At 61.0% G+C, this 13,845-nt stretch carries 14 protein-coding genes; 2 read left to right on the top strand and 12 right to left on the bottom strand.

All coding sequences use genetic code 11. The features are described 5' to 3' along the window. Window positions 1-28 precede the first annotated feature (28 nt). Window positions 29-814, top strand: a complete 786-nt coding sequence (locus RR42_RS23485; protein WP_043353454.1) for a 1,6-dihydroxycyclohexa-2,4-diene-1-carboxylate dehydrogenase — start codon at window positions 29-31, stop codon at window positions 812-814. A 152-nt stretch (window positions 815-966) separates the two neighbouring features. Continuing rightward, the gene (locus tag RR42_RS23480; protein ID WP_043357708.1) at window positions 967-1,800 is read left to right on the top strand and encodes a 3-keto-5-aminohexanoate cleavage protein; all 834 of its coding nucleotides are present in this window, start codon (window positions 967-969) and stop codon (window positions 1,798-1,800) included. Between the two features lie 20 nt (window positions 1,801-1,820). On the opposite strand, the gene RR42_RS40475 is transcribed toward RR42_RS23480, so the two are convergent. The 12 genes from RR42_RS40475 to RR42_RS23425 all read right to left on the bottom strand — a co-directional run bounded on the left by RR42_RS40475 (window position 1,821) and on the right by RR42_RS23425 (window position 13,829). Then, complete coding sequence (locus tag RR42_RS40475; RefSeq protein WP_158408298.1) at window positions 1,821-1,991, bottom strand: hypothetical protein; 171 nt, start codon at window positions 1,989-1,991, stop codon at window positions 1,821-1,823. Between the two features lie 133 nt (window positions 1,992-2,124). Next, window positions 2,125-2,928: an IclR family transcriptional regulator gene (locus RR42_RS23475; protein WP_043357707.1), complete on the bottom strand. Its 804-nt coding sequence runs from the start codon at window positions 2,926-2,928 to the stop codon at window positions 2,125-2,127. Window positions 2,929-2,950: 22 nt separating this feature from the next. Beyond that, complete coding sequence (locus RR42_RS23470) at window positions 2,951-3,916, bottom strand: Bug family tripartite tricarboxylate transporter substrate binding protein (protein ID WP_043353452.1); 966 nt, start codon at window positions 3,914-3,916, stop codon at window positions 2,951-2,953. A 31-nt stretch (window positions 3,917-3,947) separates the two neighbouring features. Further along, on the bottom strand, window positions 3,948-5,282 hold the full coding sequence (locus RR42_RS23465) for an MmgE/PrpD family protein (protein ID WP_043353451.1): 1,335 nt from the start codon (window positions 5,280-5,282) through the stop codon (window positions 3,948-3,950). Between the two features lie 2 nt (window positions 5,283-5,284). Beyond that, window positions 5,285-5,833, bottom strand: a complete 549-nt coding sequence (locus tag RR42_RS37850; RefSeq protein WP_236702166.1) for an alpha/beta fold hydrolase — start codon at window positions 5,831-5,833, stop codon at window positions 5,285-5,287. Beyond that, entirely contained in the window at window positions 5,826-7,916 is a 2,091-nt protein-coding gene (locus RR42_RS23455) for an acetate--CoA ligase family protein (RefSeq protein WP_043353450.1), read from the bottom strand. The genes RR42_RS37850 and RR42_RS23455 overlap by 8 nt, the downstream gene beginning before the upstream one ends. 3 nt (window positions 7,917-7,919) lie before the next feature. Continuing rightward, window positions 7,920-8,714: an enoyl-CoA hydratase/isomerase family protein gene (locus RR42_RS23450; protein WP_043353449.1), complete on the bottom strand. Its 795-nt coding sequence runs from the start codon at window positions 8,712-8,714 to the stop codon at window positions 7,920-7,922. Window positions 8,715-8,746: 32 nt separating this feature from the next. Next, on the bottom strand, window positions 8,747-9,739 hold the full coding sequence (locus RR42_RS23445; RefSeq protein WP_043353447.1) for a tripartite tricarboxylate transporter substrate binding protein: 993 nt from the start codon (window positions 9,737-9,739) through the stop codon (window positions 8,747-8,749). Between the two features lie 281 nt (window positions 9,740-10,020). Next, window positions 10,021-10,980 (bottom strand): Bug family tripartite tricarboxylate transporter substrate binding protein, encoded by a 960-nt coding sequence (locus tag RR42_RS23440; RefSeq protein ID WP_043353445.1) that lies wholly within the window; start codon window positions 10,978-10,980, stop codon window positions 10,021-10,023. A gap of 40 nt (window positions 10,981-11,020) precedes the next feature. Then, window positions 11,021-11,974 (bottom strand): SMP-30/gluconolactonase/LRE family protein, encoded by a 954-nt coding sequence (locus tag RR42_RS23435; protein ID WP_043353443.1) that lies wholly within the window; start codon window positions 11,972-11,974, stop codon window positions 11,021-11,023. 22 nt (window positions 11,975-11,996) lie between these two features. Then, complete coding sequence (locus RR42_RS23430; protein ID WP_043353441.1) at window positions 11,997-12,812, bottom strand: amidohydrolase family protein; 816 nt, start codon at window positions 12,810-12,812, stop codon at window positions 11,997-11,999. 21 nt (window positions 12,813-12,833) lie between these two features. Further along, on the bottom strand, window positions 12,834-13,829 hold the full coding sequence (locus RR42_RS23425; RefSeq protein ID WP_043353439.1) for a Bug family tripartite tricarboxylate transporter substrate binding protein: 996 nt from the start codon (window positions 13,827-13,829) through the stop codon (window positions 12,834-12,836). Between the last annotated feature and the right edge of the window lie 16 nt (window positions 13,830-13,845).

Below are 13,845 nucleotides of genomic sequence, written 5' to 3'. Positions count from 1 at the left end.
CCCACCTTCCACGGATCAAAGACACGCTATGAACAACAACGCGCGCTTTAGCGGAAAAATCGCCGTGGTAACCGGCGCGGCGCAGGGGATTGGACGCGGCGTGGCGCTAGCCGCCGCGGCCGAGGGCGCCAGCCTGGTGCTGGTCGACCGCGCGGCACTGGTGCACGAGGTCGCCGCGCAAATCCACGCGAACGGCGGCCAGGCACTAGCGGTGGAGGCCGACCTGGAAACCTATGCCGGCGCCTGCCTGATGACCAGCGCGGCGCTGCAGGCCCATGGCCGCATCGATGTCCTCGTCAATAACGTGGGCGGCACCATCTGGGCCAAGCCCTACCAGGAATACGAGGAGGCGCAGATCGAAGCCGAGATCCGCCGCTCCCTGTTTCCCACCCTGTGGTGTTGCCGCGCCGTGCTGCCCGGCATGATCGAGCGCAAGCAGGGCGTGATCGTCAACGTCTCGTCCATCGCCACGCGCAGCATCTACCGCGTGCCCTACGCGGCCGCCAAGGGCGGCGTCAACGCCCTGACCGCCAGCCTCGCCTTCGAGCACGCGCAGGACGGCATCCGCGTCAATGCGATCGCCACCGGGGGCACCGAAGCGCCGCCGCGCAAAGTGCCCCGCAACACGGCGGAGCAGACCCCGCAGGAAGCCGCGTGGTACCAGGGCATCGTCGACCAGACCATGGCATCCAGCCTGATGCACCGCTACGGCACCATTGATGAACAGGTGCGCGCGATTCTGTTTTTGGCGTCCGACGAGGCCTCTTACATCACCGGCACCGTCCTGCCCGTGGGCGGCGGCGACCTCGGCTAAGCCTCCGATGCGACCAATGGCGAGCCGTTGTGGAGATTGTCGAGTTCCGGTCACAGCCGAGCGAATTTGACCTCTACTGGATTCTCGCTCGCGCAAAATCTCCACGAATCCAGGCCGTAACCGAATATACGGCTTCCTGCTTTGAGGTACTCATGACCCAACCTTGCATTATCTCCGTGGCCATCACGGGCTCCTTGCCGCGGAAATCCGACAATCCGGCAGTGCCGGTTACGGTCGACGAGCAAATCGAATCCACTCAAGAAGCATTTGAAGCAGGAGCAACGCTCGTCCACCTGCATGTCCGAAACGACGATGGCACTCCGTCCTCGGACCCCGCGCGGTTCGCGCGTGTACTCGAAGGGATTCGGAAGCATGCCCCAGGCATGATTACCCAGGTTTCAACGGGTGGACGCTCCGGCGCAGGCCGTGAACGTGGTGGGATGATCTCCCTGCGCCCGGACATGGCCTCACTTGCGACAGGCTCAGTCAATTTCCCGACCCGCGTCTACGACAATTCGCCAGACCTGGTGGATTGGCTGGCATCTGAAATGCTGGCGTACGACGTCAAGCCCGAAATTGAAGCCTTCGACCTATCAATGATCTTCCAGGCAGCCAATATGCAGCGGGTCGGCAAGATCGCCGGAGAACTGCATGTCCAGTTTGTGATGGGCATCAAGAACGCGATGCCCGTCGACCGCGAGGCTCTGGAGTTCTATGCGGCGACCCTGCGCAGGCTTTCGCCCAACGCGACCTGGACGGGAGCTGGCATTGGGCGCGACCAGATGACCATGGCACGCTGGTCGCTTGAATTGGGCGGACATTGCCGCACGGGTCTTGAAGACAACATTCGCCTGGACCGAGATACGCTCGCGCCGTCAAACGCTGCCTTGGTCCGCCAAATCGCAGCACTCTGCGAAGAGTACGAGCGTCCCGTGGCAACTGTTGCCGAGGCGAGGGCTCTCCTCGGATTGAAAGCCCTCGTCTAATCCAATAGCAACCTAGCCTGTCAGATACTGCCCGCCAGCCGAGAGATTGATTCCGAAGCGCTTTTCACAAGGTGTGCGACGATCTCTCGCGCTGGCTTGGCCTTGGTAAGTAGCCCTCCTCCCACGCCGCTGGGATTGCTGTGCAGGTCCCAGCGACCGGCCGCCGCCGCCGCCGCATTGAAGTCGTCCATTAACACCTTCTGATACGGATTTGCGAGCGGCTCCAATCCAGAGTATCACCTGATGCACACAGCGTCCCGCCCGAACGCTCAACAGACAGCGGACAACGCAAGTTGTGAGCAAACTCACGGTGCCTCGTCGCATTCATTCAATACGACTGATCGCCGCTTGAATCGAGGCCGCCAAGGACAGCAGAGGCTTTGCGAGCGTGGCTTCGACCTCCTCGACCGTCTGCTGAGTCGAGATGCTGGCGTTGAGGACGTACGTGCCATAGCCCTCGATCTGCATTGGCGTTGCAACTGCCACCACCTGCGGCTGCCACGACGCCACGCAATATCCGTTCTCCTGCACTGACTTGACCGCCAGTTCGATCTCCTTGCGAATAGAGTGCCACGCTCGCCCTGGGTTACGGCCGGCCATCTCGCGCATCGCAATGTCAAAGTTGGTCGCGGACAGTGTCGCCAGGTAAGCCCTGCCCAGGGATGTCAAAGCCATGGGGATACGCAAGCCACTAACGATAGTACGGAGCGATTGGCGCCTGCTGTAACGGAATGACTCCAGATACACCATGTCATCATCATCAGCCACCGCTAGTCCGACGTTTATCTTGTGGCGCGTCGCCACCTCTGTCATGAGTGGAGTCGCCGCCTTTAGAACCGTGGAGCCGTCGCGCATTGCATGCGCCATGCTCAGGACCGGAACGCCCAACCGGTAAGCGCGGAATTGCGGAACATAATCGAGCATTCCGCTCTCGACCAAAGACTGCGTAAGTCGGCTCACTGTCGACCGCGAGAGTCCCGTTCTATCAGCAATCTCGCTATTGCCGAGCATCGACGAGCCTGCCCGGAACGCCCGCAAGACGGATATTCCCCGTTCTAGCGACCGGTTGGGTGTCGCCTTTCCCTTTCCCGGTTTCACACGGTCTGGATTTGCGATGGGTTTCGTCATGGTGAGCCGCAGGCCGATGTGGCTAGTCAAACTGAATATTTCGTTCCTTCGCGACGCTCTTCCATCGCGCGACTTCCTGGTCGACGGTGGCCGTCAGTTCTTGTGGCGAACCTACCTTACCGGTCACGCCCTCCCGCGTCAGACGCTCGCGATACGGGCCACTCGCCGAAGCACTCGCAATCGCTTGATAGAGAACCTGGACGATCGCCGGGGGCGTGCCCTTCGGCGCAAAGACACCGTACCAGACGTCCGCGCTATATCCCTTCACGCCAACTTCACCGACGGTCGGTACCCCCGGAAACGTGGGGGAGCGATCAGCGGAGGTCACGGCCAGCGCGCGCACGCGGCCATCCCGGATGAGGCTCGCCGAGCTGGCCATGGTGGCAAACGCGGCATCGATATGGCCCGCGAGGAGGTCGGCAAACTGCGGTGCCGATCCCTTGTAAGGAACATGAATCAACCTGATGCCGGACATCGCCTGCAGATACTCGGCAGCCAGATGCACCGAGCTTCCGTTGCCAGCCGAGCCATATGTCAGCTTCCCCGGGGACGCCTTGGCAACCTGCAACAGGTCTTCCATCGATGTCAGCCGACTCTCTTTTCGGACAAGCACAACGTTAGGCGCGCGCCCCAATGACGCGACCGGCTCGAACGCGCGCGTACCGTCATAGGGGAGCTTGGGACCAACGCTTGCCACAATCGCGAACGCGCTCGTCGTCAGAAGCAGCATATACCCATCCGCCGGGCTCTTGCTTACCTGGTCCGAACCCATGATGGACGCCGCGCCCGGCTTGTTCTCGACGATGAATGGCTTGCCGAGGCGACGTGACAGCGCTTCGCCGAGCGACCTTGCAATGGCATCCGTTCCGCCACCTGCAGGAAACGGGACGACAATTCGAACCGGACGGTCCGGGTACGATGCGGCCAGGACGGGCAGCGCCGAGAACGCTGCGCAAACGCAGGCCAGCCTCAAGAAATTTCTACGCATTCTGTCTCCTCCTGATCTTTGTTTTTATGGGTTACCGTGCGAAATCCACCGTTGTCGCACGGTCGATACGCCAAAGCATTGAAGCAAGCTTCTCTGCCACGGATTGCCCCAGAACAGGAGATGCAAGCTCGAGCAACTTCGCATCGAGGTCCGCATCGGTGAGAGGATCCTCAGGGTCGCCCTTGCGATTCGGCTGGAAGTGTTCGGCAACTTGCCCGTCGACAGTCTCGATGCGGATGTTCGCAGCGCGCTTTCCGGGAAACGCCGCGTCAATCTCCGGATCGACCTCAATGGTCATGCAGTCCATCAGTCGGCGAGTTTCGGCGTCAGTAATCCTTTCCGGTGTGTAGGCTGCAAGCCGCACGCTGCCGAATGCCAAAGCGGTCGCGACAATGTACTTCAAACTGAACTTGGCCTCATTCTCGGTCTTCGGATTCAGATTGCAAGCAATATCGAGTGCGGGCCGGTATGTCGCGACGTGGATGCGTCTGATCTTGCTGGAATCGATGCCGAGCACAGCCTTCAACGCCAAGGCGCCATCAATCGCCGCGAACGTGTGGCCGCAACCGATGTGGTTCTTGAAAGTCAACCGGCAGATATGGAAGTCACTGCCGAGCGTCGCAGCCACCGCGTCCCAGTTCGCACCATCGGACATAGCCTTGCCGAGGCCGGCATCACCATCCAGGACATCCAGCGAACCGGTTGCGCCCGCGGCTGCTGCTTTGGCCGCCAGCAGTCCTCCCTCCGCAGCGCGCCCCACATGCAGCGGCTTCGACATGGAGTCCATCCGGAACGCTTGCTGCAGGCCCGAGGAGAAGGTCGCAGCCGTTGCCAGCGCGTGAGTCAGTTGGGCCGGCGTTGCACCGTAAATGAAGGCCGCCGCGGACGCGGCGCCAAATACGCCGACAGTTGCGGTGTTGTGCCAGTATTTGTAGTGACCGCGGCCAAGAGCAACGCCGATGCGAGTAGAGATCTCGTAGCCGACGACAATGCCCTTGAGCAACGTCTCGCCGGTGGCGCCTACGTCCTGGGCAGCAGCGATTGCCGCGGCAATCGTAGGTGCCCCCGGGTGATACATGGCGTCCTTGAAACTATCATCGATCTCCGCCGCATGCGCGGCCGCGCCATTGATCAACGCCGCCGCCCTGATGGTCGCGGACTTGCCGGAAGCCAGCTTTGCGCTGCCCTTCCCCAACTCGTCTTCGAGAATGCGCTCCAGGATCGCAACGGCCTCATGGCTGATACCGGGATAAACCGCGGCATGCCAATCCACCAAGGCGCGCTTGGCGTGGTGCATGGCTTGCGGGGGAAGCGGCGCAGACTGGACGGTGGCGTAGAACTCGCCGAAGGCTTCTGTTGCGTACACGTTTAGGCTCCTCGCCCGGCACCAGCCAGGCTATTTTCTGTGTCCTGCCACAACTGCAGCAGGAGTTCGTTCACCGATTGACCAGCCTCGTACTGGCCCCAATGCCCCGCTGCCGGAACGACGCACACACGCGTGCGGCCGTCAGCGCATTGCGCACCGGCATTGGGACGGGAGACATGGATGATGTCTGGAATCCCGGCCGGGGTGACTGTTACGTCTGCATCACCCCATGCCAGATGAGCGGCAGCAAGCCCACCAAACGAGAAACCCACCAGGTCGACGCTTCCGTCACTGGTGGGTAGTTGGTCTATCGATTTCGCCAACAGGCCGACAAATCCGGCCATGTCGGCAAACGGCGAGTCGTCCGAGTCGCCAAACCCTGGCATATCGGGAATCAGCAGCCGGCGAACGCCCGACCACGATGCGATATTCCGAGCCCAGTGCCTCCATGAGCCATGGCCGCCATGCAGGAGAATCGCTGGCGGGCCGTCACCGACGACCCGCCATGCGACCTTGCGCCCCTCCACCGAAGTCGTCAGGACTTCAGGCACCGAGGACTGCGACGGCATCGCCAGCCACCACGCCGCGTCCTTCCGGCAGGACAAAGACCGGGTTGATTTCGGCCTCCACCAGCTTTTCACCGAGCGAAGCAACCATGCCCGAGAAGGCTACGATGGCATCAGCCAACGCATCGACATCCGCCCTCGGCCGACCGCGATAACCCTCCAGCAACGGGGCGGTCTTCAATGAGCGGATCATTTCCAGCGCGACCGTCTTCGACAAACCGCGACCCGACGGCAGCAGGCGCAGCGTCGTGTCCTCAAAGAGTTCCGCGGCGACACCGCCCATCCCAAGGAGAATGCCCGTGCCAAGCGGGTCCCGGTGCATGCCGAGAATGACCTCGACGCCACCCTTCACCATTTCCTGTACCAGGAAGCGAGTCGGGCGCGTACCGACCGCCTGTTCGACCTGGTCGCCCATCTGAACCAGCCGCTCGCCAATCCGAGCGGGGTCCACATTGACAGCCACCCCGCCGACATCGCTCTTGTGGGTGATCTCGCCAGACAAGATCTTCAGCACCACGCCACCCTCGAACTGCCTGGCGGCCGCGAGAGCCTCTTCCGGGCTCTTCACCACCGTCTCTCGCGTCACCGGCACCCCAAACGCACCAAACAGTGCTTTGCCAGCCGCCTCATCCAGTGATCCCGAACCAAAGTCGTCCAGCTTGGGAGCGGCTTTCGGTTCAGTGCCGAGATCCTCTGCGCTATTAGACGAGCCGGAGCGCAGCATCGCCTGGAAAGCCACCGTGCAGGCCTCGGGGGCCGAAAACGCCGGCACTGCGCACCGATTCAAGAGCGACGCCACTTCCGGCGCATGCGGGCTGACGTATGCGATGACCGGCTTGGCGCTGGTCGGGAGGCAATCGCGAATGGCGTTTGCCATCAGGTCGGGCATTGCCAGACTCGATGATCCGACGATGACGGTGACTGCATCGTAGCTCGGACTGTCCAGCAGGATGCGAATCGCCGCACGAAGCAGGTCTGGCTGCAGGCCGGCCAACGTCACGTCAATCGGGTTACGGTCCAGCGCGGCATGGTCCCCTTTTTGCATCGCGCGCAGCTTCTCTGCCGTCTCTTCATCCGGGGCCGGCGTCTCGAAACCGGCGACACCCAGGCTATCCGAAACCAGCGTACCAGCACCGCCTGTAGACGTGAGGATCGCGATTCGCTTTCCTGCCAGTTTGCGCCCCGTGGAAAGCGCGGCCGGAATATCCAGCAGGTCCGCGAAGGATTGCGCGCGAATGACGCCCACCTGGTCGAACAGTGCGTCATACATTCGGTCAGCACCGGCCAGCGCACCGGTGTGCGATACCGCAGCGCGCGCGCCGCTCTCCGAACGACCGATCTTGAATGCCACAACGGGCTTGCCAGCGCGAGCCGCCTTCAGCGCGGCACGCCGGAAGGTCTCGGGATTGCGGATGCTCTCGACATACAGCGCGATGACCTTGGTGGCCTCGTCGTCCGCCAGGTAGTCGATAAAATCCGCCAGATCGAGATCGACCTCATTGCTCGTGGAAACGAGCTTGGACATCCCGATCCCTCGAGCAGCCGCGCGCGACAACAGCGCGCCGAGGATGCCGCCGCTTTGCGACACAACGCCGATGCTGCCGGCCGGAAACTTGTCCATCTCCAGAGCGCCGCTGGCAGAGAGCGGAATTCCATCGGTCAGGTTCACCAGGCCAATCGTGTTCGGGCCGAGCAACCGCATATCGCCCGCAGCCTCAATCAGTTCGGCTTGACGCCGTGCGCCCTCGGGGCCGGTTTCCGTGTACCCGCTTGCCAGCACGATCGCAGCCCCGGCGCCCTTGGCAGCAAGGTCGCGAACCGCCAAATGCGCACGCTCGGCGCCAAGCAGTACGATGCCGACGTCCGGTACCTCTGGAAGGGAATCCACATCCGGGTAACAACGCAGGCCATCAATCTCGCCAACCTTCGGGTTGATGGGGTAGATAGCGCCGGTGAAGCCATGCTTGCGGAGATATTGGACCGGCCGGCCAGCCGTCTTCGTCGGGTCGGCGGATGCACCGATCACTGCGACGCTACGCGGCGCCACAAGGCGTTGGATAGCATTCATGGCTCAGCCCTTGTCTGCGAGTTTGTTCAGGAACGCCAGTACCGACTCACGGTGTTCAGCGCTGGTGTAGCAGATGCCTTGAGCCTGGCTGCCCTGAGCAAAGATTTGATCCGCCGGCAATTCGTAAGACTGATTCATGATGGTTTTGCCCAGCGCGATTGCAGTGGGCGATCCTTGACTCAGTTCCTTTGCCCATGCCACGGCGTCTGCCACGAGGCTGTCAGCGTGGCTGACGCGATCGACAATGCCAATCTCCTTTGCCTCTTCAATCGCGACCTTCCGGCCGGTAAAGACCAACTCCTTGGCCTTCGCCAGACCAACCCGTCGCGGCAGGAAGTACATGCCGCCACCGTCCGGAATCAGGCCACGATTGATGTAAGACCAGGAGAACGATGCGTGCTCCGACGCGATGACGAAGTCGCAGCACAGCGCCGTGTCTGCGCCAAGGCCAGCGGCTGCGCCATTGACCGCCGCAACGGTCGGCTTGGGCATGGTATGCAGCAGCTTTTGAGTGTAATGCACGCGCTGCTGACGACTCCAGCCATTGAACCCAACCTCGCCTTGCGGCGCCTCCATCCGGCGCTTCATACCGGATACGTCGCCGCCAGCGCAGAATCCCTTACCGTTTCCGGTGATAACCAGAGCCCGCACCGCTTTGTCGGCAGCAACACGCTCGAGTGCGTCGATGAACTCGGTGCGCATATCGTCGCTCATGGCGTTGCGCTTCTCGGGACGGTTAAGCGCGATGACAGCCACGCCAGACTCGTACTTCAGTTCGATAAGGGAATAGTTTTCCATGATCCAATCCAGTTTTCGTAACTACACCGCGGTTAGTCGGCCGTGATGTTTGATTCCTTGATGATCTTGCTCCAGCGCTGGCTCTCACCGGCTACATACCGGCCAAACTCTTCAGGGGAACCGGCGCTCACCGTCAGGCCTTCCTGTTCAGCACGCTTGCGAAACATTTCTGTCTGAACTGCCTTTTTGGCGGCAGCATTCAGACGCGCGATAACATCCTTGGGCGTGCCTGCCGGCACGAAGAGGCCGTACCAGCTGTCGGCGGAGTAACCTGGGACACCGCTCTCGGCGATGGTCGGAACCTTGCTCAGGCCGCCAGCCTGCGAGCGTTGCGCTGTGGTCACTGCAATGGCGCGGAGCTTCCCGCTCTCGATATGAGGTGCCACGGCTGCCGCTGTTGCGAACATCACATCGACCTGCCCGCCAAGCAGGTCAGTAATTGCCGGGCCCGCACCGCGGTATGGGATATGGTTCATGTCGACCTTGGCCAGCTTCTTGAAGAGCTCGCCGGCCAGGTGGGCGGACGTGCCCGCGCCTTGCGAGGCGTAGGTGATTTTTCCAGGCTTCGCTTTGGCGGCAGCAATGAGATCCTGAACGGACTTGATCGCGCTATCGGGGCGAACCACCAGCACATTGGGCGACCGGCCGACAAGCATCACCGGAGCGAATGCCTTTTCGGTATCGAACGGCAGCTTCTTGTGAAGGCTGGGGTTGACCGCGTGTGCCAAGGTTGCCATCACCATCGTGTAGCCATCGGGCGCGGCCTTCGCAACCGCGTCGGTACCGATGATGGTGCTGCCACCCGGCTTGTTGTCCACAATGACGGGCTGCCCCAGCTCCTCGCCCATCGTGATTCCCATCGCCCGCGCAACCAGATCCGTGCCGCCGCCCGGAGCAAACGGAACGACCAGGCGAATTGGCTTGTCTGGATAGGCGGCAGACGCCGCAGATGGTGCAACAGCGGCTGCCAGTGGAATCAATGCGAGAGCGATGCTTCGCACGAAGGCCGCACGGATGATATTCATACTTGTCTCCTGTTAACGAATGCTTGAGCGTGTGAGACGCGATACGTCCCTCATCTCAGCGCGTTTCTTTGTTAGATACAGGTTAGCGGCAAGCTGGCGATCGGACACCCCCCAAATTCCATACCGTGGAATTTTGCGGAGCACCATCCAAGCCGGCCACCGAACGACGCTTGCGGCAAATACAAAAAAAGCCCGGCGGTAGGCACTCCGCCGGGCTAACCCTGCCTCGATTCCTGGAGACTTTACAAAGTCGGACAGGGGTCAGAAAGTTCCGTTGCGTGTCACTCCGGCTTCACGCGGCGTTCCGTGATGAGTCGCGACCACTTCTCTCCATCCGAGCGGATCCGTGAAGCGAATTCCGAGGGAGACGACGGCGCCGGAGTCATGCCCATGGTCGTGAGACCAGCCTTGACTTCCTTGTTCTCGAGCGTCTTGCGAATGGCGGAATTGAGTTCCTGGACAACCTTCTGCGAGGTGCCGGCCGGTACCATCACGCCGTACCAGTTCTCGGCGATCACCCCCTTGATACCTCCCTCTTCAAGCGTGGGCACGTTGGGAAGATAGGGCAGCCTCGCACTCGTCGTCACGGCGATGGGCTTGAGTTTTTTTCCTGCGATGAAAGGCAGCAGGCCAGAGGCATCGCCGAAGAACGCATCAACTTGACCGCCAATGGTGTCCGTGATCGCCGGCGCTGCACCCTTGTATGCCACATGGAGGAACTCGGCGCCGGTCGATGCCTTGAAGAGTTCGATAGCCATATGCGGCATGCTGCCAACCCCGGAGGAAGCCAGCGACACCGCCTTACCCGAACGACTCAGAACAACGATGTCTTTTGCCGTCGTGAACTTGGACTGCATAGGGGCAACGATGACCTGCGGCGTGGTCGTCACAAGAGAAACGGGGACCAAGTCCTTTTCGGGCTTATAGGACAGGTTCTTATACAACGCTGGATTGATGACGATTGCGCCGGCGCTGGTCAGGAAGAAGACCGAACCATCGGCAGGTCCCTTCGTAACCGCGCTGACTGCGATAGCGCCATTTGCACCTGGGCGGTTGTCGATGATGACGGTTCGCTTGAGTTCGATTTCGAGCTGTTTTGCGATCGACCGTGCCAGGGCATCCGCAGGACCGCCAGCCGGAAACGCTACCACCATCCGGGCGATATCCGCCGCCATCGCGGATTGCGAGCAAAGCGCTGCCATTGCGCAGGCCAAAGCCACCCGCAGGAATGTCCTTCTCATACCACTGTCCCCTCTATGGAAACGCTTGAATCGGCGCCAGTCAGCCGCCGATTGCCCCTTGCGTGTTGACGTACAGGGCGTAGATTGACGTGCACGACGCCATGAAAAGCCGATTGCGGTGACGACCACCGAAACAAAGATTGGCGCATCGCTCAGGCAGGCCAATGTGACCAATCGCCTCACCGTCCGGAGCGAAGACCCGTACTCCGTCAAGCTCAGGCGTGCCCATTCCCCAACCGCACCAAAGGTTTCCGTCAACATCTACCCTGAAGCCATCAGGGGTGCCGGGTCCGGCATCGATCAACACCTTGCTGTCCGTCAGGCTTTCACCGTCGCCGGATACGTGAAAGGCACGAATCCGACGCGGACGAGTGCGGGACTCGATGACGTACAGAAGTTTCTCATCTGGAGAGAAAGCCAGGCCATTTGGACCGCTCACATCGTCAGCAACCACGCTCAGCTCCCCGGTATGCGGATCAATGCGATAGACACGCTCGGGAAGCTCGGCTACGGCTTTCTCGCCCTGGTAGAACCCGACGATGCCAAACGGCGGATCCGTGAACCAGACAGATCCATCCGACTTCACAACCACATCGTTGGGGGAATTCAACGGCTTCCCGTCGTACTGGTCAGCCAACACGGTGATGGAGCCATCGTATTCAGTACGGGTGACTCGTCGGCCGCCGTGCTCGCAGGTAACCAAGCGCCCTTGCCTGTCGCGGGTATTCCCGTTGGCGTTGTTAGATGGCTTGCGAAAGATGGTGGTGTTGCCCGTCTCCTCGTCCCAGCGAAGAATCCGGTTGTTCGGCACGTCACTCCAAAGCAGACAGCGTGCATCGCCAAACCACACAGGCCCCTCATTCCATCGGCCACCCGTCGCGATGCGGTCGATCGCTGCCAGAGGCAAGTGGTACTTTTCGAACCGCGGGCTGAGTGCTTGAATGCGTGCGTCCGGATAGCGGATGGGCTCGACCGACAAGGAAGCGTCCTGCATGATGGTCTCCTCTCTGGCATTGTTATTGATACAGGCTGGCGGGGTTCTCGGACAGAACGGCTTTCAGCATGGCTTCATCCCCGACAGCGGAACCTAGCCAGGAGAGCAGCGCATCGTCCTTGGGCACTGGATAAGTCAGGTTCGGATGCGGCCAGTCCGTCCCCCAGATTGCACGCTTCGGCGCCGTCTCTACCAGGCGCTGCAACACCGCTTTGGCCTCTGGCGCGTCCAGTCGACCCTTGGTGATACGGTCAACTCCGGAAACCTTGATCCATACATGCTCGTGACGCAGCAGCGTGCAGATGTCATCGAGGCGGGCAGTCAGGTCGGGCGCATCCAAGGAAAGACGGGCCATGTGATCTATGACCAGCTTCACGCCATAGTGACCAGCAGCATCCGCCGCAGCCATTACGTTCTCGGGTTCTCCATGGATCAGCGCGTGCCAACCGTACGGTCGTATGCGCTCAACCAGCGCTCGCACCTTGCCGGCATCAAACGAGTTACCCAGATGGCTCATCAAACCAATCCGAATCCCCTTGACGCCACGAGCCGCCATCATCGCGAGCTTTTCATCCGGGATTTCTGGCGAAATGACGGCGATGCCTCGATACGCCCCATTGCCAGCATCCAAGGCAGCCAACAACGCGCAATGATTCGGCCCATAGTTGGCAGCCTGGACGATCACCCCGTGGGTGATGCCAATCGATTTGTGTACCGCACGTAGCGCGTCGAATGGCGCGGCCTCTGGCACATAGACGGCTTCCTTGGGCAGCGGATAGCGATCGTAAGGGCCGTAGATATGCGTGTGGCAATCCCACACAGGAGTGGAAACCGACATGCTTCCCTTGCCTTGAATCGTTTAGTTCGCCGTAGCGCCGGTCTCTTTGACGACCTTCGTCCAACGAACGTACTCCTTGTGGATGAGGTCGTGGTACTGCGAAGGCGTTCCGCCGGTGGGCTCCGCACCTTGCGCTTGCAACGCCTTCACAACTTCCGGCGACTTCAGCGTCTGGTTCAGCTCGCGATTCAGGCGTTCGACGACCTGCGCCGGGGCGCCCACCGGTGCCACGATTCCCTGCCACGTGCCCGAGTCAAATCCGGGAATCACGGTTTCCGCCAACGTAGGAACGCCGGGCAAAACCGAAACTCGCTTCGACGTGGTAGCAGCAATGGCGCGCAGCCTTCCTTCCTTGACGAACGGCAGGACGGCATTCAGGCTTCCGGACATCATGAAATCAATGCGGCCAGCCAGAAGGTCAGGCAATGCCGCCGCGTTGCCTTTGTACGGCACGTGGTTGAACTTCGTCTTCGTTTTGTCAGCGAACACGGCACTCGTCAGATGATCGATGGTGCCGTTGCCTGACGAGCCAAAGTTCAGCTGGCCAGGCTTGTCCTTGAGCAACTTGATAAAGTCGGCCGGTGTCTTGACCGGCGACGCCGAGTTCACGATGAGAACAAGCGGCACATTTGCTACGTAACCGACCGGCGTAAAAATCTGATCCGGATTCAGTTTCGAGAGATTGAACAGCGCAGGAGAAATCGCAATCGAGGAGCTGTTATAGAGCAACGTGTATCCGTCGGCCGGCGACTTTGCCGCAAACTCCGCAGCAATGTTTCCGCCTGCACCCGGCCGGTTGTCTACGATAATTTGCTGCCCTAACCGCGAACTCATGTCTTTCGCGATGACACGCGCGATGATGTCGGTGGGCCCTCCCGCCGAGAACGCCACGACCAGCCGAATCGGTTTGTCCGGATATGCCCCGCCGGCCGCTGCGGGGAATGCTACAGCCCCCAGTACCGCAGCGGCCACCAGACCGAGCGACCGACGACGCATCACGTGGAAACTTGACTTCATTGCGACTCCTCGAGTT

The sequence above is a fragment of the Cupriavidus basilensis genome, from assembly GCF_000832305.1.
Taxonomy (GTDB): Bacteria; Pseudomonadota; Gammaproteobacteria; order Burkholderiales; family Burkholderiaceae; genus Cupriavidus; species Cupriavidus basilensis_F.
This window is presented reverse-complemented; position numbering and strand designations above follow the sequence as displayed.